20 protein-coding genes and 1 pseudogene are annotated in these 19,955 nt (G+C 70.4%); 10 read left to right on the top strand and 11 right to left on the bottom strand.

Annotation, left to right across the window (positions count from 1 at the left end; translation table 11 throughout):
• Positions 1-796 (bottom strand): annotated as a pseudogene (locus DW306_RS16885) (hypothetical protein); the annotation flags it as partial.
• A 179-nt stretch (positions 797-975) separates the two neighbouring features.
• Between DW306_RS16885 and DW306_RS16880 the strand changes: the two are divergent.
• Genes DW306_RS16880 through DW306_RS16870 form a run of 3 tightly spaced genes read left to right on the top strand, consistent with a single transcriptional unit; the run spans position 976 to position 3,922 of the window.
• Positions 976-2,082: an ABC transporter substrate-binding protein gene (locus DW306_RS16880; RefSeq protein ID WP_136056753.1), complete on the top strand. Its 1,107-nt coding sequence runs from the start codon at positions 976-978 to the stop codon at positions 2,080-2,082.
• Positions 2,079-3,152, top strand: coding sequence for an iron ABC transporter permease (locus tag DW306_RS16875; RefSeq protein WP_136056752.1), 1,074 nt, complete (start codon positions 2,079-2,081; stop codon positions 3,150-3,152). The genes DW306_RS16880 and DW306_RS16875 overlap by 4 nt, the downstream gene beginning before the upstream one ends.
• Positions 3,149-3,922, top strand: coding sequence for a heme ABC transporter ATP-binding protein (locus tag DW306_RS16870; protein ID WP_136056751.1), 774 nt, complete (start codon positions 3,149-3,151; stop codon positions 3,920-3,922). The genes DW306_RS16875 and DW306_RS16870 overlap by 4 nt, the downstream gene beginning before the upstream one ends.
• Positions 3,923-4,036: 114 nt before the next feature.
• Here DW306_RS16870 and DW306_RS16865 read toward each other — a convergent pair whose 3' ends face one another.
• Positions 4,037-4,408 (bottom strand): sterol carrier family protein, encoded by a 372-nt coding sequence (locus DW306_RS16865; RefSeq protein ID WP_136056750.1) that lies wholly within the window; start codon positions 4,406-4,408, stop codon positions 4,037-4,039.
• A 57-nt stretch (positions 4,409-4,465) separates the two neighbouring features.
• On the opposite strand from DW306_RS16865, the gene DW306_RS16860 reads away from it, so the two are divergent.
• Together DW306_RS16860 and purD are read left to right on the top strand one after the other, a co-directional pair.
• Positions 4,466-5,146 carry a CoA pyrophosphatase gene (locus DW306_RS16860; protein ID WP_136056749.1) on the top strand — a complete coding sequence of 227 codons (681 nt, stop codon included), beginning with the start codon at positions 4,466-4,468 and terminating at the stop codon, positions 5,144-5,146.
• A gap of 52 nt (positions 5,147-5,198) precedes the next feature.
• A complete protein-coding gene (gene purD / locus DW306_RS16855; RefSeq protein ID WP_136056748.1) occupies positions 5,199-6,476 on the top strand; it encodes a phosphoribosylamine--glycine ligase in 1,278 nt (425 codons plus the stop codon).
• A gap of 25 nt (positions 6,477-6,501) precedes the next feature.
• Here purD and DW306_RS16850 read toward each other — a convergent pair whose 3' ends face one another.
• Positions 6,502-7,131, bottom strand: coding sequence for an anti-sigma factor (locus tag DW306_RS16850; protein ID WP_240747240.1), 630 nt, complete (start codon positions 7,129-7,131; stop codon positions 6,502-6,504).
• On the opposite strand from DW306_RS16850, the gene DW306_RS21725 reads away from it, so the two are divergent.
• Positions 7,123-7,245 (top strand): hypothetical protein, encoded by a 123-nt coding sequence (locus tag DW306_RS21725; protein ID WP_275092156.1) that lies wholly within the window; start codon positions 7,123-7,125, stop codon positions 7,243-7,245. The two genes, DW306_RS16850 and DW306_RS21725, sit on opposite strands and share 9 nt — an antisense overlap.
• On the opposite strand, the gene DW306_RS16845 is transcribed toward DW306_RS21725, so the two are convergent.
• Genes DW306_RS16845 through DW306_RS16835 form a run of 3 tightly spaced genes read right to left on the bottom strand, consistent with a single transcriptional unit; the run spans position 7,235 to position 9,300 of the window.
• Positions 7,235-7,798, bottom strand: a complete 564-nt coding sequence (locus tag DW306_RS16845) for a sigma-70 family RNA polymerase sigma factor (protein WP_136056746.1) — start codon at positions 7,796-7,798, stop codon at positions 7,235-7,237. The two genes, DW306_RS21725 and DW306_RS16845, sit on opposite strands and share 11 nt — an antisense overlap.
• A 12-nt stretch (positions 7,799-7,810) precedes the next feature.
• Positions 7,811-8,437: a class F sortase gene (locus tag DW306_RS16840; RefSeq protein ID WP_136056745.1), complete on the bottom strand. Its 627-nt coding sequence runs from the start codon at positions 8,435-8,437 to the stop codon at positions 7,811-7,813.
• Between the two features lie 35 nt (positions 8,438-8,472).
• Positions 8,473-9,300, bottom strand: a complete 828-nt coding sequence (locus tag DW306_RS16835) for a DUF4397 domain-containing protein (protein ID WP_136056744.1) — start codon at positions 9,298-9,300, stop codon at positions 8,473-8,475.
• 140 nt (positions 9,301-9,440) lie between these two features.
• Here DW306_RS16835 and DW306_RS21670 point away from each other — a divergent pair, with 140 nt between their 5' ends.
• Together DW306_RS21670 and DW306_RS16825 are read left to right on the top strand one after the other, a co-directional pair.
• Complete coding sequence (locus DW306_RS21670; RefSeq protein WP_136056743.1) at positions 9,441-9,914, top strand: helix-turn-helix domain-containing protein; 474 nt, start codon at positions 9,441-9,443, stop codon at positions 9,912-9,914.
• Complete coding sequence (locus tag DW306_RS16825; RefSeq protein WP_168429348.1) at positions 9,911-11,257, top strand: MFS transporter; 1,347 nt, start codon at positions 9,911-9,913, stop codon at positions 11,255-11,257. Before DW306_RS21670 ends, DW306_RS16825 begins: the two co-directional genes overlap by 4 nt.
• 120 nt (positions 11,258-11,377) lie before the next feature.
• On the opposite strand, the gene DW306_RS16820 is transcribed toward DW306_RS16825, so the two are convergent.
• The 4 genes from DW306_RS16820 to DW306_RS16805 form a co-directional block, all read right to left on the bottom strand.
• Positions 11,378-12,106: an amino acid ABC transporter ATP-binding protein gene (locus DW306_RS16820; RefSeq protein ID WP_136056741.1), complete on the bottom strand. Its 729-nt coding sequence runs from the start codon at positions 12,104-12,106 to the stop codon at positions 11,378-11,380.
• The gene (locus tag DW306_RS16815; RefSeq protein ID WP_136056740.1) at positions 12,103-13,572 is read right to left on the bottom strand and encodes an amino acid ABC transporter substrate-binding protein/permease; all 1,470 of its coding nucleotides are present in this window, start codon (positions 13,570-13,572) and stop codon (positions 12,103-12,105) included. Before DW306_RS16815 ends, DW306_RS16820 begins: the two co-directional genes overlap by 4 nt.
• A gap of 180 nt (positions 13,573-13,752) precedes the next feature.
• Complete coding sequence (locus DW306_RS16810) at positions 13,753-15,309, bottom strand: DHA2 family efflux MFS transporter permease subunit (RefSeq protein ID WP_136056739.1); 1,557 nt, start codon at positions 15,307-15,309, stop codon at positions 13,753-13,755.
• Complete coding sequence (locus DW306_RS16805; RefSeq protein ID WP_136056738.1) at positions 15,306-15,929, bottom strand: PadR family transcriptional regulator; 624 nt, start codon at positions 15,927-15,929, stop codon at positions 15,306-15,308. Before DW306_RS16805 ends, DW306_RS16810 begins: the two co-directional genes overlap by 4 nt.
• An 85-nt stretch (positions 15,930-16,014) precedes the next feature.
• On the opposite strand from DW306_RS16805, the gene DW306_RS16800 reads away from it, so the two are divergent.
• The gene (locus tag DW306_RS16800; protein WP_136056737.1) at positions 16,015-16,893 is read left to right on the top strand and encodes a phosphoribosylaminoimidazolesuccinocarboxamide synthase; all 879 of its coding nucleotides are present in this window, start codon (positions 16,015-16,017) and stop codon (positions 16,891-16,893) included.
• Positions 16,894-16,994: 101 nt separating this feature from the next.
• Positions 16,995-18,350 carry a solute carrier family 23 protein gene (locus DW306_RS16795; RefSeq protein WP_136056736.1) on the top strand — a complete coding sequence of 452 codons (1,356 nt, stop codon included), beginning with the start codon at positions 16,995-16,997 and terminating at the stop codon, positions 18,348-18,350.
• Here the strand turns inward: DW306_RS16795 and DW306_RS16790 are convergent, their stop codons facing one another.
• A complete protein-coding gene (locus DW306_RS16790) occupies positions 18,351-19,940 on the bottom strand; it encodes an urea amidolyase family protein (RefSeq protein WP_136056735.1) in 1,590 nt (529 codons plus the stop codon).
• Between the last annotated feature and the right edge of the window lie 15 nt (positions 19,941-19,955).

Here is a 19,955-nt window from a genome sequence, read left to right as displayed (position 1 = left end):
TCGACGACGCCGCACCCGTGGACGGCTGCCAGGCCGAGGCGAAGTTGCCGAACACGACGTAGGTGCCCTGCGGCAGCGTCGACGGGATCGGGACGCCCCGACCGCCGACGTTCGCGGTCGGATCGTAGCCCGAGCCCTTCACGACGATCGTGTCGCCCGCCTGTAGCGGCGCGTCCGCCGCCGGCGTGGTGCCGTCGGCGAGGAAGACCTCGATCGCCGCGGATGCCGGGGGCGTGCCCGGGTCGGTACCGGGATCCGTGCCCGGGTCCGTGCCCGGGTCGGTTCCGGGATCCGTGCCCGGGTCAGTCCCCGGGTCGGTGCCCGGATCCGTCCCCGGCTCCGCGCCGAAGACGGCATCCCACTGCGCACCGGTGATCCCGACGGCGCCGCGGGCGTAGATCGTCGTGGCATCCGGGTTCGAGTGCTGCTTCCAGACCAGCACCTCGTAGGTCTTGGTGCGGTCGAGCGATCCCGCGGGGGCTGTCAGGGTGAACGAGCTCGCTCCCCCGCTCACGGCGGGGAACGGCATCGCGAACGCCGCGTATCCGCCGCCCGCGGAGATCGACCCCTCGGTCCCCGTGACGATGAGCGCGGCGTAGGCGCCCGCGACGTCCGGGAGTCCGGATGCCTGCACCTGCACGGTCACGCCTGACGTCGACGCGGCGCTGACATCAGCCGTGACGCTGCCGTCGGCGGCGTGGGCCGGGGTGGCCACCACCGACCCTGCGGCGATGAGGAGGAAGGAGATGAAGGCGGCGATCAGCACGCGGACGCGGCTGCTCGCTCTGAGGGTCATGGCTGTGTCGTTCACGGGTTCTCTCCGGACCCCGGGGGCACGCGGACACGCGCGCCGGCGGTGCCGCAATGCAGTCGGGCGAAGGGATGAAGGTTGGTTAGGCTTGGCTAACAAAGCTCACGGTCCCGAGCGTAGGGGGCCGCCTCGGAGCGCGTCAAGTTTTAGGATAGCCTTGCCTAATGCGCCGCGTCCTCGCAGTCCTCCTCGCCTCCGTTCTCGCCGTCGGCCTCACCGCGTGCGCGGAGCCGGGCGCGACCGCGGCATCGCCGCCGGAAGCCGCCGAGAGCTGCCCGCAGGCCTCCGTGCCGCTGGCGTCGCTCGACCTGGTCGAGGACGTGCGCGGTGTCACCGGCGGATCGACCGCGTGCCTGTCGGACCACGCGATCGAGCCGGTCGACGACGACACCGCCCCCCGGCTGCCGGTCACGGTCACCGACAGCGAAGGCCGCGCGGTCGAGATCACCGATGTCGACCGCATCCTCCCCATCGACATCTCCGGCACGATCGCGTCGACGGTCTTCGCGCTCGGCCTCGGCGACCAGGTCGTCGGCCGCGACTCGTCCACCGACTTCGCCGGCACCGAGGATCTGCCCGTCGTCACGAAGACCGGCCACTCGCTCAACGCCGAGGCGATCCTCGAACTCGCACCCACCGTCATCCTCACCGACACCACCATCGGCCCCAAGGAGATCCGCCAGCAGCTGCGTGACGCCGGCATCACCGTCGTCGTCATCTCCAGCGACCGCCGCATCGACACGACCGACGAACTCGTGACCGAGATCGCCGCCGCGCTGGGTGTGCCGAGCCGGGGCGACGCGCTCATCGCGCGGCTGGATGCCGAGCTCGACGCGTCCCTCGCCGAGATCGCCGACGTGGCCCCCGCCGCCAAGGAGGACCGCGCCCGGATGCTGTTCCTCTATGTGCGCGGCAGCGCGAACGTCTACTACATCTTCGGAGAGGATTCCGGCGCCGACTCCCTGATCGACGCCGTCGGAGGCGTCGACGTCGCCGGCGAGATCGGCTGGGAGGGCATGAAGCCCATGACGGCGGAGGCGCTCGTCGCCGCGCGGCCCGACGTGCTGGTCATGATGACGGACGGCCTGGAATCGGTCGGCGGCATCGACGGGCTGATCGAGCGGATCCCGGCCGTCGCCGAGACGCCTGCCGGAGCGAACCGCCGCGTGATCGACATGGCCGACAGCGAGATCCTCAGCTTCGGACCACGGTCCGCCGAGGTCATCAGCGCCCTCGCTCGCGCGCTGTACGCCCCCGAGCCCGCGAAGTGAGCGGCGAGGTCGTCACCCCGACGCCGGCCGGGCATCGGAGACTGCGATTCGTCGCGGTGCTCGTCGGCCTGCTCGTCGCCCTCGTGATCACCTGCACCCTGTCGATCACGAGCGGTCAATACGCCCTCTCCCCCAGCGGGCTCATCGGCGTGCTGCTCCACGGCGTGGGAATCGACACCGCCTGGGCGCCCACCTCGTCGACGGACTACGGCGTGATCAACAGCATCCGGATGCCGCGCCTCGTGCTCGGACTCCTCGTCGGCGCCGCCCTGGCCGTCTCGGGCGTGCTCATGCAGGCGATCTTCGGGAACCCGCTGGCGGATGCCGGCGTCGTCGGCGTCTCGTCGGGAGCGGCCCTCGGTGCGGCAGCGAGCATCACGTTCGGCCTGGCCACCTTCGGGATGTGGACGACGCCCGCGTTCGCGTTCCTCGGCGGCCTCCTCGCCGTGCTCGCGGTCTACTTCATCAGCCGCTCCGGCGGGCGCACCGAGGTCGTGACGCTGCTGCTGACCGGCATCGCGATCAACGCCATCGCCGGCGCCGGCATGGCCTTCTTCACCTTCCTCGGCACGACGTCGACGCGCGAGCAGATCGTGTTCTGGCAGCTCGGCTCGCTCAACGGAGCCCTGTGGGAGAACATCCGGCTGGTCGCTCCCCTCGTCGGGATCGGTGTCGTCGCCGCCCTCATCGTCGCCCCGACCCTCGACCTCTTCGCCCTCGGCGAGCGCACCGCCCGGCATCTCGGAGTGAACGTCGAGCTGCTGCGGATGATCGTCATCGTGACGGTGGCGATCCTCGTCTGCGCGGCCGTCGCCTTCGCCGGCATCATCGGCTTCGCCGGCCTCGTGGTGCCGCATCTGATGCGCATGCTGATCGGCCCGGCGCACCTGCCGCTCGTCATCGCGTCCGCTCTCGGAGGTGCTCTGCTCATCGCCGTGGCCGACCTCGTCGCCCGAACCGCGGTGCCCCTGGCGGATCTGCCGATCGGCATGATCACCTCGCTCGTCGGCGGGCCGTTCTTCCTCTGGCTGCTCGTACGCACCCGCCGCCGTTCGGGAGGATGGGCATGACGGTGCGGCTGCGCGGAAGCGGCCTCACGGTGCACGTCGGCGAGGGCCGCAGCATCCTCGAAGACGCCTCGATCGACATCCACGCCGGCGAGGTGCATGCGCTCGTGGGCCCGAACGGCGCGGGGAAGACCACGCTGTTCGGCGTGCTCGCGGGAGACATCACCGCCCGGTCGGGAGAGGTCAGGCTCGACGATCGGCCGATCGGCGACCTGCGCCCGCGGATGCTGGCGCAGCAGCGCGCCGTGCTCCTGCAGGAGAACACGGTCACTTTCCCGTTCAGTGCCGAGCAGGTGGTGCGGATGGGCCGCACGCCCTGGGCCCGCACACCGGCCGCCGATGAGGACGACCTCGTGGTGGCGTCCGCGATGGAGCTCACCGAGATCACGGCCCTGCACGCGCGATCGGTGACCTCGCTCTCCGGCGGCGAGCGCGCCCGCGTCGCGCTCGCGCGGGTGATCGCCCAGAGCACCGGCATCCTGCTGCTCGACGAGCCGACGGCCGCGCTCGATCTCAAGCACCATGAGGATGTGATGCGCCTGATCCGGGCGCGAGCGGATGCCGGGATCGCCGTCGCCATCGTGCTGCACGACCTGAATGCCGCACTCGCGCACGCGGATCGGGTGACCCTGCTCTCGGAGGGGCGCGTCGTCGCGTCGGGAGCGCCGGCCGAGGTGCTGACGGCGGCGCGCATCGAGGAGGTCTACGGCCAGCCGGTCGACGTCTTCCCGCACCCCGTCACCGGCGTGCCGCTGGTCGTCGCCCGGCGCTGAGGAGGGTCACGGCCGTTCCGGTCGCAGTATCTGCCGCCCGACACGCCCCGAAGCGACCGAAAGTGCGACCGGAACGGAGGCGACCGACCGAAACTGCGACCGGAACCGACGGTGCTACGGCCGCAGGGGCAGCACGTCGACGAGGCTGGCGCGGGTGCCGGAGGCGGCGATGCGGCCGGCCGTCTCGGCATCCGTCCAGATCTCCGCACCGGTCGCGACCGCGATCCAGGTCGCGGCATCCATCTCGACGACGTTCGGCGGCGTTCCGCGCGTGTGCCGGGGCCCCTGGATGACCTGCACCGCCCCGAACGGCGGCACCCGCACCTCGACGCTGTTGCCCGGAGCCTTCTCGTCGAGCAGCTGCAGCAGGTACCGCACCGCGGTCGCGAGGTCGGTGCGCTGCGGCGTCGTCCCCGCGGCATCCGCGGCGCGGACGGCGTCGAGCGCCGTGCGTCCGGTGATGATGTCGATCTTGCGGGAGGGCATGAGAACGAGGGTACGCCGCCGCCCCTCCGACACTGCAGCAGGAATAGGCTCGTGTCGATGAGCCCCGATCCCGACACCCTCCACGGCGCACGCGCCGAGCTGCTCGCGACCGCGCAGCGCACCGACGGGTGGACGCGGGGCTTCCCCGCCGTGTTCGACGGCGCCCACCCGGCATCCGTCCTGGTGCTGTTCGGCCGCCTCGACAGCATCCCGGCGGAGACCGACGAGCTGACGGTCGCCGCCGACCTCGACGTGCTGCTGCAGCGTCGTGCCGCCACCCTCTCGTCGCATCCCGGGCAGGTCTCGTTCCCCGGCGGACGCCGCGAAGAGCAGGATGCCGATGCCGTGGCGACCGCGCTCCGCGAGGCGCAGGAGGAGACGGGGCTCGACCCGTCGGGCGTCGAGGTGCTGGCGACGCTGCCCGAGATCCCGCTCGCCGCGAGCAACCATCTGGTCACACCGGTGCTCGGCTGGTGGCGCTCGCCGTCGCGCGTGGTCGCGGTCGATCATGCCGAGACGGTCGAGGTGTTCCGGGTGCCGGTCGCGCAGCTGCTCGACCCCGAGACGCGGTTCACGTCGACCCTCCACCGCCTGGGTCAGACGTTCAAGGGTCCGGCGTTCGACGTCGACGGCACGATCGTCTGGGGCTTCACCGCCATGGTGCTCGACGCCCTGTTCGACGCGGCCGGGTGGACCCTGCCCTGGGATCGCTCGGACGAGCGCCCGATCGAGCTCTGAGCCGACGACCGTCGCACCGAAACGCGGCGGCCACCCTCGGTAGGCTGGACCGGTGAAGATTCTCGTCCTCGGTTCCGGTGCCCGTGAGCACGCGATCATCCTCGCCCTGCGAGCGGAGCAGGCGGAGCACGAGATCTTCGTCTCTCCCGGCAACGCCGGCATCGCGCAGGATGCCACCCCCGTCTCGGTCGATCCGCTCGACGGCGCGGCGGTCACCTCCTTCGCCAACGAGCACGCGATCAACCTCGTCGTCGTCGGGCCTGAGGCTCCGCTCGTCGCCGGGGTCGCGGATGCGCTCCGCGCGCACGGCGTGCCGGTGTTCGGTCCCGGCAAGGCCGCGGCCCAGCTCGAGGGTTCGAAGGCGTTCGCGAAGCGGGTCATGGATGCCGCGGGCGTTCCGACGGGTCGCGCGGTGCGCGCCTCCACCGTCGCCGACGTCGAGGCCGCGTTCGACCAGCTCGGCGCCCCCTACGTCGTCAAGGCCGACGGGCTCGCCGCGGGCAAGGGCGTCATCGTGACGTCCGACCGTGCCGCAGCTCTCGCACACGCCGAACACTTCCTCCCCGCGGGTCCGGTGCTCGTGGAGGAGTTCCTCACGGGGCCCGAGGTGTCGCTGTTCTTCCTGAGCGACGGCGACACCGTGCGGGCGCTCAGCCCCGCACAGGACTTCAAGCGCGCGCTCGACGGCGACGAAGGCCCCAACACGGGCGGCATGGGCGCGTATTCGCCGCTGCCGTGGCTCGCCGAGCAGTTCGGCAGCGAGCAGGCGTTCGTCGAGGAGGTCACCCGCGACGTCGCCCTCCCGGTGATCCGTCAGCTCGACGCGGAGGGCACGCCGTTCATCGGCCTGCTCTATGCCGGACTCATCCTCACCCCCGCCGGTGTGCGTGTCATCGAGTTCAACGCCCGGTTCGGCGACCCCGAGACGCAGGTCGTGCTGCCGCGCCTGGTCACGCCACTGTCGGAGCTGCTGTTCGCGGCGGCATCCGGCACTCTCGAGGATCAGCCGGAGCCCGTCTTCCGCGACGATGTCGCGATCACCGTCGTGCTGGCGAGCGAGGGCTACCCGGAGGCGCCGCAGACCGGGCGCCCGATCGAAGGACTGGCGGATGCCGCCGCCGTCGAGGGCGTGCATGTCGCGCATGCCGCGACCGCAAGCCCGGACGCTCCCGGCGGTTCCCTCGTGGCCTCGGGCGGGCGCGTGCTGAGCGTCGTCGCGCTGGCATCCGACTTCCGCACGGCGCGCGAACGCGCCTACGATGCGATCGGCCGCATCCGCCTCGACGGGTCGCACCACCGCAGCGACATCGCGGCCCGCGTCGCGGAGTAGCCGACCGCGTCGACGACGTTCGGTCTCAGCGGGAGCCGAGGCGCCCCCGCACGATCGAATCGCCGGAGTGCGCGGGATCGCCGTCGACCGGCTCGAAGGAGATGTCGACGAGGTCGTACTCCGAGAGATCCACACCGGACGGGATCGCGAACGTGCCGGAGGATGCTCCGAGCACGCCGAGGCTGATGAGTGCCTGCCCGTCGTTGCGGATCAGCCACACCTCCCGGTAGTCGTCCGAGTCGCTGTCGCCGTCGAGGGTGACCGTGAGCTCGCGCACCCCGTCTCCGTCCTCGCGGACCTGGGCGGTGCCGGCGGCCCCCGAGTGGCCGGGGAAGGCCTCGAGTTCGGCCGTCGCGACGGGGATCGGTGCGAGATTCGATGACACGAGAGCCCAGGCGATCGACCCTCCGGCCACGATGAGGACGAGCGATGCCGCGAGCGTCCAGAGGCGGCGAGAGGCGCGCCGCCGACGGACACCGGCCGGAGCCGACGGGGTCGGCTCCGCGGGCGGGCTGTCGGCGGTGGCGAAGGGATCCGCGGCGACCTCGGCGCCGAGCGAGAGCTCCTCCCGGATGCGCGTCCAGACCTCGCCGGACGGCTGCTCGAGGGCGCCCTCCTCCATGGTCGTCCTGGCCACCGTCGCCGCGTGAGCCATCTCCTGCACCTCCGCCGCGCAGGCGGGGCACGCAGCGAGGTGAGCGCGATCGTCATCCGACGCGACCGGCTCGCCGAGAGCGAGGAGAGCGAGCTGTTCGGGATCAAGATGTGACATGGCTGACCTCCAATCGGTCACGCATTCGCACGAGGCTTCGACGGATATGGCTCTTCACCGTACCGAGTGGCATGTCGAGTCTCTGGGAGATCTCCTCGTGCGTCAGATCGTCGTAGAAGGCGAGCCGCATGACCTCGCGCGCATCCGGCGTGAGCTGCCTCATCTCGTTCGCCAGCAGGAGCGTCTCGGAGAGGTCGACGGGGGCGCTGACGAGGTCCGCGGGTGACGTGACCCGCTCCATCTCCTCGTGGAGGCGACGGATCCTCGCGCGCGACTCGTGCATGTCGGCGATCCGTCGACGCGCGATCGAGACCAGCCAGGTCGAGAGCTTGGCCTTCGAGGCGTCGTAACCGGCCCGGGACGTCCAGGCCGAGACGAAGGTGCGCTGCGTGACGTCCTCCGCGTCTCGCCGGTCTCCGAGCGAGCGGAGGGCGAGGGTGAAGACCACCGGCGACCAGCGGCGGTAGATCTCGGCGAGGGCCACCTCGTCACCGGAGACGAAACGCGCGCTCCAGTGCGCATCGGCATCAGCGTCGGAAGCGGGCTGCATGGTCGTCTCCTCTCATGCCGGTCTCGCGATTGCCACGACGTTATCGCGATAGTGGCCCGTCGATGAGTCGAAGGGCCCGCCGCAGGTGATGATCACCAGTGCCGGCGCACCGTCCCGCGCGAAGAGGTCAGCTGTCGGGAGCGTGGATTTCTCGTAGAAGGTCAGCGACTCGACGGCATAGATCCGGCTCGAGCCGTCGGCAGCCACCACCTCGACCGTCTCACCCGCGGCGAGACTCCGCAGCTGCGCGAGCGGCCCGATGGGATAGTCGACCGCGTCGACGTGGGCGGCGAGCATGATGTTTCCGGCCACGCTGTCGGCATCCGGACCGTAGCGATACCAACCGGCGATGGCGGGGTCGACAGGCAGCTGCATCTGGCCCGAGGTCTCCACGCCGACGTCGGTCACCGGCATGTCGACGCCCAGCGCAGGGATGCGCAGTCGCTGCGGGGGCAGCACCGGCTCGACCGTCGGCAGCGCGCCGGGTCGGACCTCAGGACGGAGGGTGGAGGTGGGGGCGGGAGACGGTTGCTCCGACACGACGGAGGGGGAGGACGCGGGGAGCGCACCCCCCACCCCCACGGGGGTGCAGGCGGCGAGGCACACCATCCCGACCACGGCGGCGATCGTGGGGATCATCCGCCGCTCGGCGCGGGATGGTGTGCCTCGGCCCATCAGCGGCGGACCTCCTGCCGGCGGGTCGACAGGCCGAGGCCGACGGCGAGGAGGATCGCCAGACCGCCGAGCGCCGCGACGCCCATGATCGTCGCCGTCGAGTCGCTCTGGGCGAGATACCCGGCCGTTCCTGACGGGACGCCACCCGGGTTGGAGTGCAGGCCCCCGATGGTCTGGGCGGCGATGGCGAGGTTGCCGTCTTCCGCGCTGCCCCACGCGTACAGGATCGTGAGGACGCCTTCCTGCACGGCGACGTCGGTCGGTCCGAGGACCGGGTCGGTGGTGCCGGCGAGAGCGACGGACGCGGAGACAGTGCCGGCGGGGAGGTTGAGAGAGGCCTCATCGGGGTTGGTGAGGCCCTGGATGACGGGAGATCCGCCTGCGAGCACGTCGACCGCGGGCGCCGCGGCCACGTGACGCACCGTCAGTCGCCCCTGTCCCGCCGCCGTCTGCGACGTGTCGTTCGTGAAGAGGTTCAGTCCGGGTTCCCCGGCTTCGGTGAGATGCGCGACGGCGGTGTAGTTCGCTCCAGCCGTGAGAGTGATGGTCGCCGGTCCCACCACGGGGGCGCTGGCATCGACGGCGTCCGGAGCAGTCAGCGCGACTTCGTAGTCTCCGGCCGGAAGAGCGAGCGGTCCGGCGAGGTCGCCGGGCTGGAAGTCGTCGATCGTCAGGGCCCCGTTGACGTAGACGTCGACGGGGGTGTCGGGGATCGCATGAAGAACCGAGAGCTGGGCGGTGTCGTCGGTCGCGGCCCCGGCGGGCATCGCCAGTCCGAGAGCGGCGATCATTCCGACGGCGAGGCCGGCGGCTGCTGTCTTGCGCACTATCTTCCTCCTTGAACCGGGGCCGCCTTTCGCTGCCCTTCCGAGAGTGATTCCGCCGGAGCGTCGGTTTCGGATGCAGATGGCGGAAAAGAATCGGAATGCGTCTTGACATCGCGTACTTTCTTCAAGAAAGTTGACGGATGCCGCTCCGCTCCGACTGGTCGTCCACGACGTGCCCCATCGCCCGCTCCGCCGACGTGCTCGCCGACCCGTGGGTGCTGCTGATCCTGCGCGAGCTCTTCTCGGGCCGCACCCGCTTCGACCAGCTGCGTGACGCCACCGGCGCCGCCGACTCGGTGCTCGCCCGACGGCTGAGCTCCATGGTCGACGCCGGGCTCCTCACCCGTGACGACGGACCCCGGCCCGGATATGTGCTGACGGATGCCGGACGCGAGACCCTCCCGATCCTGCACGCCTACGCGCGGTTCTCCCGCGTCACCGACCCGGACGACGACTACGGGCTCACCGTGAGCTGCGGGCGATGCGGCGAGGCAGCGGCATCCGTCGACTGGTGCAGGCGCTGCGCGGCTCCGCTCGACGCCGACAGCACCCGGTGGGCGCGGCAGAGCATGGGCGGCGACTCGTTCGCCCTGATCGCCGGAGGCGCGGCGTGACCGCCGAGTCGGTGGAGGAACCCACCGTCACACCGCCCGCACGAGCACGCCGCTTCCATCCCGCGTGGACCGTGGCCCTCGTCGCGCTGATCGCGCTGATCGGAGCGGCCGGCTTCCGCGCCGCCCCCGGCGTGCTCATGGTGCCACTGGAAGAGGAATTCGGCTGGACGACGGCCGAGCTCTCGCTCGCGGTCTCCATCAACCTCCTGCTCTACGGGCTCATCGCGCCGTTCGCCGCCGCGCTCATGCAGCGGTTCGGCATCCGTGCCGTCACGGTCGTCGCGCTGTTCGTGATCGGCGCGGGCGCCGCGCTGAGCGTGCTGGTCGCGACACCGGGCCAGCTGATCCTGACCTGGGGAGTGCTGATCGGCCTCGGCACCGGATCGATGGCCCTGGTGTTCGCCGCCACCATCACCGACACCTGGTTCGCGACGCGTCGAGGTCTCGTCTCCGGCGTGCTCACCGCGGGAAGCGCGACCGGGCAGCTCATCTTCCTGCCCGTCATCGCCGCCGCGGCCGAGGACATCGGCTGGCGCGGCGCATCCTTCATCATCGCGGGAGGCGCGCTCGCCGTCGCACCGCTCGTCTGGATCTTCCTGCGCAACCGCCCGAGCGACCTCGGCGTCGCCCGCTACGGCGAGACCGGACCCTCCATCGCCCCGGCACCCGTACCGCGCGGATCCGCCTGGGGTGCGGCCACGCTCGCCCTGACCACGCTGCGCGAAGCCGCACGCACGCGCACGTTCTGGGCGCTCGCGATCGGCTTCGCGATCTGCGGGGCGACCACGAACGGCCTCATCGGCACGCACTTCATCCCGAGCGCCCACGACCACGGGATGCCGACCACGACGGCCGCCGGTCTGCTCGCGGTCGTCGGCATCTTCGACATCGCCGGGACCGTGTTCTCGGGCTGGCTCACCGACCGGGTCAACCCGCGCATCCTGCTCGCGGCCTACTACGCGCTGCGCGGGGTGAGCCTGCTGTTCCTGCCGAGCCTGCTCTCGGCGGAGGTGCAGCCCAGCATCGTCGTCTTCATCGTGATCTACGGACTCGACTGGGTCGCCACCGTGCCGCCGACCATCGCCCTCTGCCGTGAGGTGTTCGGGGCGAAGGGCCCCCTGGTGTTCGGCTGGGTGTTCGCGGCGCACCAGATCGGCGCCGGCATCGCGTCGATCCTCGCCGGTATCGTGCGCGACCACACCGGCCAGTACACCTTCGCGTGGTTCGCGGCCGCCGGGCTCTGCGCGGTCGCGGCCCTGGTCAGCGCGACGATACGCCGACACGCACCTCGAGCGACGGCATCCGATCCCGCCGTCGCGCCCGCGCAGCCCCTCGACGACTAGTCGCCCGCCGTTCCTGCCCGCCGACCCGGCCCCTTACGCCCGAACCGGCCCCTTTCATGCGCACTCAAGGGGACGGTTCGCACACAGAGGGGCCGCTCGGCGACAAGAGGTGACGGTTCTTCAGAGCACCTTCGAGAGGAAGTCCTTCAGGCGCTCGTTCTTCGGGGCGCCGAACAGCTCGGCAGGCGGAGCCTCTTCCACCACGACACCCGCGTCCATGAAGACCGTGCGACCGGAGACCTCGCGGGCGAAGCCCATCTCGTGCGTGACCAGCACCATCGTCATGCCGCCCGATGCGAGGTCGCGGATGACCTGCAGCACCTCGCCGACCATCTCAGGGTCGAGTGCGCTCGTCGCCTCGTCGAACAGCATGATCTCGGGGTCCATCGCGAGCGCGCGGGCGATCGCCACGCGCTGCTTCTGACCGCCGGAGAGGGATGCCGGCTTCGCATCGGCCTTCTCCGCCAGGCCGACGCGCTCGAGCAGCGACATCGCCCGCTCGCGGGCCTGAGCCTTCGACAGCTTGCCGAGCTCGATCGGCGCGAGGGTGATGTTCTCGAGCACGGTCATGTGCGGGAACAGGTTGAAGTGCTGGAACACCATGCCGATGCGCTGACGCACCTCGTCGAGCTTGACGCTCTTGTCGGTGAGGTCGACGCCGTCGATGATGATGTGCCCCGACGTGGGCTCCTCGAGCTTGTTCAGGCAGCGCAGCAGCGTCGACTTGCCCGAGCCCGACGGGCCGATGACCGCGACGACCTCGCCGTCGTCGACAGCCAGGTCGATGCCCTTGAGCACCTGGTTGTCGCCGAACGACTTGTGCAGACCCTTGACCTCGATCTTGCTCATGCGTTGAACTTCCTCTCCAGGCGGTTCGCGAGCAGCGTCAGAAGCGTGATCACGACGAAGTAGATGATGGCGACGATCGTCAGCACCTGTGCCGACAGGTAGGTGGAGGCGATGATCTGGCGCGACACGAACGTGAGCTCGGCCAGACCGATGACGCTGATCAGCGACGTGTCCTTGAGGGTGATGATGCCCTGGTTCACGAACGACGGGATCATGATGCGGAACGCCTGCGGGAGCACGACCTTCTGCATCGTCTTCCAGTGCCCGAGTCCGAGCGAGCGCGACGCCTCGGCCTGACCGGGATCGACCGCCTGGATGCCGCCGCGGATGATCTCGGTCATGTACGCACCCGTGTTGAGCGACAGCGTGATCGCTCCGGCGACGAACGGGTTGAAGGTCAGGCCGGGGAACAGCTGCGGGATGGCGAAGAACACGAAGAACGCCTGCACGAGGATCGGCGTCCCGCGGAACACGAACACGTAGGCGGTCGCGAGCCAGCGGAACGGCAGGAAGGTCGAGATGCGACCGAAGCCGAACACCAGTCCGAGGATGAACGCCGCGACGAGCGCGACGAGCGTGGCGAGGATCGTGAGCCAGAGACCCTGCATCAGAGCGGGCCAGTACTGCACCGCGACCGAGATGATGTCGGTCGCCTGCGTCGAGGTCTCACCGCCCGCGAGGTAGGTGTCGACGATCTTGTCGTATTCGCCGGACTCCTGCAGGTTCGCGAGGCCCGCGTTGAACATCTCGATCAGCTCGGGGTTCATGCCCTTGTTGACCGCGAAGCCGTACTCGCCGCCGAGCTCGGGCTCTCCGATGAGGCGGAATCCGGAGCCCTGCTGGATGCCGTACGCCAGCACCGGGAAGTCCTCGAAGTAGCCGACCGCCTGGCCCGCCTTCACGGCGTCGACCATGTCGGTCGTGTCGGAGTAAGGGGTGACGATGAAGCCGTACTCGTCCTGGTTCTCCTCGGCGAATGTCTGGCCCTGCGTGCCGGTCTTGACCGCCACCGCCTCGCCGTCGAGGTCGTCGAGGGACTGGATGTCGCTGGACTCGAGCACACCGAGCTGGATGCCGCTGGTGAAGTACGGGTCGCTGAAGTCGAAGGTCTGCTTGCGCTCGTCGGTGATCGACATGCCGGCCATGACGGCATCCACCTGGTTGGCCTGCAGCGCCTGCACGGCGGCGTCGAATCCGAGCTGCCGGATCTCGACCTCGAAGCCCTGGTCCTTCGCGATCGCGCGGAGCAGGTCCATGTCGATGCCGACGAGGTCGCCGCTCGCATCGGTGAACTCGAACGGGGCGAACGTGGTGTCGGTGCCGATGACGTAGGTCTCGCCGTCTTCGGCGGCGACGGCGCTCGAGGCTCCGCCGAGAAGGGCGCCGACGGCGACGAACGCGGTGAGCGCGGCGGCGACGGCGGTACGGCCGAAGCCACGCATGCGCGCGGAAGGAGTGCGGATCACGACGGATGCTCCTCGGGATCGGATGATGCGACCGGACAGCCGCCGATCATCCACCCTAACGGGCGACAGATCGCAGGCCGAGACAGGCGCCGAACCACCCCCTTACGACCGAGCCACCCCTCTGCGGACGTTCTCAGAGGGGTGGCTCGGCCAGAGAGGGGTGGCTCGGCGTGAACTGCGTCAGTCGATCGGGGCGGATGCCGGGACGTCGGCCGCGACCGGCTCGGTCGGCTTCGCCTTCGGCGCTCCGCGCAGGAACAGCGAGGCGATGAGGGCGACGAGGATCACGACGGCCGGGAGCAGGATGGCCTGCGACATGCCGGCCGAGAAGCCCTCGGCGACGGGGGCGGGAAGCGCGCCGCCGGAGCCGATCGAGCCCGCGGCATCCCCCATGCCCGGCAGGTTCGCCTCGAGCCGCGCCTGCATGAAGGTCGCGATCGCGGCGGAGCCGACGACCGAGCCGATCGTGCGTGTCGTGTTGTAGATGCCCGCACCGGCGCCGGCCTGGCGCATCGGCAGCATCCGTGTGGCCGTCGTCGCGAGCGGTCCCCACATGCCGGCGCTGCCGATGCCGAGCAGAGCCGAGGGGAACAGGAACATCCAGATCGGGGTGTCCATGTTCACCAGCGACGAGTACCAGAACAGCGCGGCCGCGAAGGCGATGAGGCCCGGGATCAGGATGAACCGCGGATCGGTGCGGTCGAGGATGCGTCCGGCGAGCGGCGCGAGCACGCCGGAGAGCACGGCCATCGGGATCATCAGGAGGGCGGCCTCGGTCGGCGCCAGCCCCCGAGCGATCTGCAGGAAGAACATCAGCGGCAGCGACATGCTCGTCACCGCGAAGCCGACCGCGGCGATCGCGACGTTCGCTCCGGAGAAGTTGCGATCGCGGAACAGCGCGAGCGGCACGAGCGCCTCGCTCTTCGTCTTCCACTGCTGCAGCACGAACAGCGCGAGCACGACGATGCCGGCGATGATCAGGCCCCATACCGAGATCGGACCCCAGATGACGCCCCAGTCGTACTTCTCGCCCTCCTGCAGTCCGAAGACCAGGAGGAAGATCGCGACGGCGCTGAGCACGACGCCGAGGATGTCGAAACGGTGCGGGTGCGTCTTGAGGCGGGGGACGAAGATCAACGCGGCGACGAAGGCGATGACGCCGACCGGCAGGTTGACGAAGAAGATCCACTCCCAGCCGAAGCCGTCGACCAGCAGACCGCCGGCCAGCGGCCCGACGAGCGTCGCGACGCCGGCCGTCGCGCCCCACAGCCCCATGGCCGCGCCGCGGCGGTTGGGCGGGAAGGTGCGGGTGATGACCGCCATGGTCTGCGGGGTCATGAAGGCGGCGCCGAGTCCCTGCACCGCGCGGGCGACGATGAGTCCCTCGAGCGAGCTCGAGAGCCCGCACCACAGCGAGGCGAGCGTGAAGATCGCCAGACCGATGAGGTAGATGTTCTTCGGCCCGAAGCGGTCGCCGAGACGGCCCGTGATGAGGAGCGGCACGGCATAGGTCAGCAGGTACGCGCTGGTGACCCACACCACGTTGTCGAGGTTGTTCGTGTTCGGGTCGAGCGCGGCCTTGATCGCCGGGTTCGCGACCGAGACGATCGTGGTGTCGACGAGGATCATGAAGAAGCCGATGACGAGCGCCCACAGGGCGGGCCACGGGCTCTTCGGTTCGTTGCCGGCCGCGAAGGGGCCGGTCTCAGGCCCCGCGGCCTGTCGTGATTCGGTCATTGCTGTGCAGCCTTTCGCTGAGCGAGGTAGCGGTCTGAGTCGGTGAACGCCGAAGGACCCCAGGGGATCGTGTCGGCTTCGAGGCGGGCGAGCAGGGTGTCGAGCCAGCGCAGCTCGGCCTCGAGAAGGGCCTCCTGGCGCTCGATCTCAACGAGCACCTGTGCGGGAACCCCCTTGGCGGTGGCCTTGCGCAGGCCGTCGCGATGCAGGACGTGATCGTCGACGAGCGCCGCCCGGCGAGCGCGCAGGAGCTCGACGGTGTCGTCGCGCTCGAGGTTGTGAGCCTCCGCGAGGGCGATCCGGAATTCGGCCGGACGGTCGACCTTCGGAAGTTCGCGCTGCACCCAGGCGATCACCGCGTCGCGCCCGGCATCCGTCAGCGTGTACGTCGTCCGCTCCGGACGGTTGCCCTCACGATCGATGCCGACCTCGTCGATCAGCCCCGACCGCTGGAGGCGGGCGACCGTGTGGTAGAGCGTGCCGTTCGTGATCGTGAGGAGCCGGTCATCGTGACGCACGCGCAACAGTCGCACCATCTCATAGGGGTGCATGTCGGCCTCGCGCAGCAGCGCGAGCACCATCACTCCCATGGGGGTGAGCCGATCCACGGCATCCTTCATGTTCCACCTCGATTAGTCCACGTGGACTATACGCCTTTTCCGGCGTCCGGACAAGACGGCGGCGCGGCTCTGGAATGATGGGCGGGTGAGCACCTCTTCAGAAGGCACGGCCCGGACGGTTCCCGGCTGGCGGCACATCTACTCGGGCAAGGTCCGCGACCTCCACGCGTCCGAGGATCCGGAAGACACGCGCATCCTCGTGGTCGCCTCCGACCGCGTCAGCGCCTTCGACTTCGTGCTCTCCCCCGGCATCCCCGAGAAGGGCGCGCTCCTCACCCGGCTCAGCCGCTGGTGGTTCGCACAGCTCTCCGATGTGCCCAATCACCTCGCCGACGGCGAGATCCCGGAATCCGTCGCCGATCGCGCCATGCTGGCGCAATCTCTCGAGATGCTGCCGATCGAATGCGTCGTGCGCGGCTACATCACCGGCTCCGGATGGGCGGAGTATCAGGAGAGCGGCACCGTGTGCGGCATCCCGCTGCCGGCCGGCCTGCAGAACGGCGACCGCCTGCCGGAGCCGCTGTTCACCCCCGCCTACAAGGCGCCGATGGGCGAGCACGACGAGAACATCACCTTCGAGAAGACCGTCGAGCTCGTGGGCGCCGAGCGCGCCGCCGAGCTGCGCGACACCTCACTCGCGATCTACCGCCGCGCCGCCGCCATCGCCGAGGAGAAGGGCCTGATCCTCGCCGACACCAAGTTCGAATTCGGGACGGATGCCGATGGCACCCTGCGCCTTGCCGACGAGGTGCTCACGAGCGACTCCTCGCGATACTGGGATGCCGAGGCGTGGAAGACCGGCACCACCCCGAGCGAGCGGATGGCGAGCTTCGACAAGCAGATCGTGCGGGATTGGCTGGCCGCGAACTGGGATAAGCAGGGCGAGCCGCCGCTGCTTCCCGACGACATCGTCGAGCGCACGGCCGACCGCTACCGCGAGCTGATCGAGCGCCTCGGGGCGTGACCCCGCGGAGAGGCATCCAGCCAACACTCAGGAATCGGTAGGGTGGCTCCAGCACGGTCGCGTTCCCCCGAGCGACCATCCCCCGAACCTGAGGAGCCCGCATGGCCCTGTGGAAGCTGCACGGAAACGGTCGCACGGTCGAGGCCGGCGCCGTCGTCACGCCCGGAGAGCGCCTGAGCTGGCCGGCGACGATCGCGATCGGCGCGCAGCACGTCGTCGCCATGTTCGGCGCGACGTTCCTGGTGCCGACCCTGACCGGCTTCCCCGTGTCGACCACCCTGCTGTTCAGCGGTCTCGGCACCCTGATCTTCCTGCTGATCACGAAGAATCAGCTGCCGAGCTACCTCGGATCCTCGTTCGCGTTCATCGCACCGATCACCGCGGCCGTCGCCGCGGGTGGAACGGGCTCGGCGCTCGCGGGTGTGGTCGCGGTCGGCATCCTGCTGGCCGTCGTCGGTCTCGTGGTGCAGTTCGCCGGCCTCCGCTGGGTCGACGCCCTGATGCCCCCGATCGTCGCCGGGGCGATCGTCGCGCTGATCGGCTTCAACCTCGCGCCGACCGCCTGGAACAACTTCCAGATCGATCCCGTCACCGCGACGATCACCCTGGTCGCGATCATCGTGTTCGCGGTGCTGTTCCGCGGCTTCCTCGGCCGCATCTCGATCTTCCTCGGCGTCGCTGTCGGCTTCGTCTACGCCGCCTTCACGGGTTCGTTCAGCGTGCCGAACGAGCTGCGCGGCGGCAAGACGCCCGCGGAGCTGATCTCGGACGCCCCGTGGATCGGCCTGCCGCAGTTCCAGCTCCCCGACTTCATCGCACCGGGCACCTGGTCGACCATCGCCATGTTCCTTCCGGTCGTGCTCGTGCTCGTCGCCGAGAACGTCGGACACGTCCGCGGCGTCGCCTCGATGACCGAAGACCCGGAGATCAACAAGCACACCGGCCGCGCCCTCATCGCCGACGGTGTCGCGACCACGATCGCCGGCGGTTTCGGCGGATCGGGCACGACCACGTACGGCGAGAACATCGGCGTGATGGCCGCGACCCGGGTCTACTCGACCGCGGTCTACTGGGTGGCCGGACTCTTCGCAATCCTTCTCGCCTTCTCACCGAAGGTCGGCGAGGTCTTCAACTCGATCCCCGCCGGCGTGCTGGGCGGCGCGACGACCGCGCTCTACGGCCTGATCGGCATCATCGGCATCAAGATCTGGGTCGACAGCCGCGTCGACTTCTCGCGGCCGGTGAACCAGTACACGGCAGCGGTGTCGCTCGTGATCGGCATCGCCGGGTTCTCGATGCAGCTCGGCGATTTCGCATTCGGCGGGATCGTGCTCGGCACCGTCGCGGCGCTCCTGATCTACCACGTGGGCAACGCGATCGCCCGTGCGCGCAAGACCGGCGCCGATGACCCGAAGCCGCTCGAGGCGGTCGGCCCGCTGGGCGGCGACCCCGCGTAGTCACACCGCGCGACCGGCGACGGTGAATCGAAGACGCGCTCCCGGCGGCAGCTGACCTGCGAGATCGAGGCTGCGGTCGGTGAGCGCGCCGATGATCGGGTATCCGCCCGTGAGGGGATGGTCGGGGAGGAACAGCACCGGCTGGCCGTCGGGCGGCACCTGGATCGCCCCGGTGACGGCGCCCTCGCTCGGCAGCTCCCCGGCGACCGAGCGCTCCAACGCCGTCTCGCCCTCGAGACGGATGCCGACCCGATCGGAGCGCGGCGTCACCGTCCACTCCTGGCCGAGGAGCGTGTCGAGGGCCGCCGCCGTGAACCACTCGTCGCGCGGGCCGAGGGTGATCTCGAGCGCGACGAGTTCGCCGGGGGCAGGAAGGTCGCGGGATGCGGCTTCCGGCTCGACTGCGAGTCGCGCGGCATCGCCGACGGGAACGACCGCGCCTGCCACGAGCGCCACCGGCCCGAGTCCGGCGAGCGTGTCGCCCGACCGGCTGCCCAGCGCCGGTTCGGCGTCGAGCCCGCCGCGCACGGCGATGACGTAGCGCAGACCCCGGTCCGGATGCTCGAGGGTCAGCTCATCTCCGTCGACCGTGGCGAAGGGCGCGCCGTGCGCGACGGCGCGACCGCCACCGCCCGCCTCGGTGAGGGTGAGCCCGCCGACAGCCCCCGCGACTGCGGCCACCCCGGCGCCGCGGAATCGCAGCACGGCACCTCCGACGCTCTCGAGCACCGCGGCCGTGGTCGCGTTGCCCACCGCGCGGTTGGCATCGTGCATCGCCCGACGGTCCGCCGCACCGGATGCCGAGACCCCGAGCGCCGCGTAGCCGGGGCGCCCGGCATCCTGCACCAGCAGCTGCAGCGACGCGCGGACGACCTCGACGGCCCGCGCGGGCGACTCCGGAGCATCCGTCTCCTCGGCGGCGTGGCGGCCGGGGATCGGCCGCGGCCGCTCACGATCCTCTCCGTGCTCCGACGCCCGCGCCTGCGCGCGCACCTGAGCGAACCTCACCGTCGTCCCTGGTGAGAGCAGCGCCGGCGGATCGCGGTCGATGTCCCACATCACGGCATCCGTGCGACCGATGAGCTGCCAGCCGCCCGGGCTCTCGCGGGGATACACCCCGGTGAACGGTCCCGCCAGCGCGACCGATCCCGCGGGCACGCGCGTGCGCGGCGACGAGCGACGAGGCACGTCGAAGAGCGGATCGCTGCTCACGACGTACCCGAATCCGGGGGCGAAACCCGAGAACGCGACGCGCCAGTCGGCGGCGAGGTGCCGGTTCACCAGTTCCTGGGCCGAGACGCCGAGCAGGGATGCCGCTTCGTCGAGATCCTCACCGTCGTATCGCACCGGCACGGCGACCTCACCGATGCCCGGCAGAGGCGCGGTGCCGACCTCCGTCGCGGCGAGCATCGCGGCGAGATCGGCGGCGGCGATGCGCAGCGGGTCGAAGCGCACGAGCACCGTGCGGGCGCCGGGGATGCGCTCGACGATGCCGGGCAGCCCCTCCCACGCCAGGTTCAGACGCATCGCCTCGTCGAGGTCGGCCGCCTCGACGAGAAGAGCGCGATCGGATGCGGTGAGGATGCGCATCAGTCAGCGCGCCCC

Origin of the sequence: Microbacterium sp. K24 (genome assembly GCF_004794465.1) — a bacterium.
Taxonomy (GTDB): domain Bacteria; phylum Actinomycetota; class Actinomycetes; order Actinomycetales; family Microbacteriaceae; genus Microbacterium.
Note: the sequence above shows the minus strand (reverse complement) of the source record. Positions and strands in the feature narration are given on the sequence as shown.

Bases quoted from the DNA above. Each gene is read 5' to 3' on its own strand.
- DW306_RS16870 (WP_136056751.1), top strand. From the start codon at position 3,149: ATGACGGTGCGGCTGCGCGGAAGCGGCCTCACGGTGCACGTCGGCGAG.
- DW306_RS16845 (WP_136056746.1), bottom strand. From the start codon at position 7,798: ATGCAGCCCGCTTCCGACGCTGATGCCGATGCGCACTGGAGCGCGCGT.
- DW306_RS16840 (WP_136056745.1), bottom strand. From the start codon at position 8,437: ATGATCCCCACGATCGCCGCCGTGGTCGGGATGGTGTGCCTCGCCGCC.
- DW306_RS16880 (WP_136056753.1), top strand. From the start codon at position 976: ATGCGCCGCGTCCTCGCAGTCCTCCTCGCCTCCGTTCTCGCCGTCGGC.
- DW306_RS16805 (WP_136056738.1), bottom strand. From the start codon at position 15,929: ATGAAGGATGCCGTGGATCGGCTCACCCCCATGGGAGTGATGGTGCTC.
- DW306_RS16860 (WP_136056749.1), top strand. From the start codon at position 4,466: ATGAGCCCCGATCCCGACACCCTCCACGGCGCACGCGCCGAGCTGCTC.
- DW306_RS16850 (WP_240747240.1), bottom strand. From the start codon at position 7,131: ATGGCTCACGCGGCGACGGTGGCCAGGACGACCATGGAGGAGGGCGCC.
- DW306_RS21670 (WP_136056743.1), top strand. From the start codon at position 9,441: ATGCCGCTCCGCTCCGACTGGTCGTCCACGACGTGCCCCATCGCCCGC.
- DW306_RS16790 (WP_136056735.1), bottom strand. From the start codon at position 19,940: ATGCGCATCCTCACCGCATCCGATCGCGCTCTTCTCGTCGAGGCGGCC.
- DW306_RS16820 (WP_136056741.1), bottom strand. From the start codon at position 12,106: ATGAGCAAGATCGAGGTCAAGGGTCTGCACAAGTCGTTCGGCGACAAC.
- DW306_RS16810 (WP_136056739.1), bottom strand. From the start codon at position 15,309: ATGACCGAATCACGACAGGCCGCGGGGCCTGAGACCGGCCCCTTCGCG.
- DW306_RS16865 (WP_136056750.1), bottom strand. From the start codon at position 4,408: ATGCCCTCCCGCAAGATCGACATCATCACCGGACGCACGGCGCTCGAC.
- DW306_RS16795 (WP_136056736.1), top strand. From the start codon at position 16,995: ATGGCCCTGTGGAAGCTGCACGGAAACGGTCGCACGGTCGAGGCCGGC.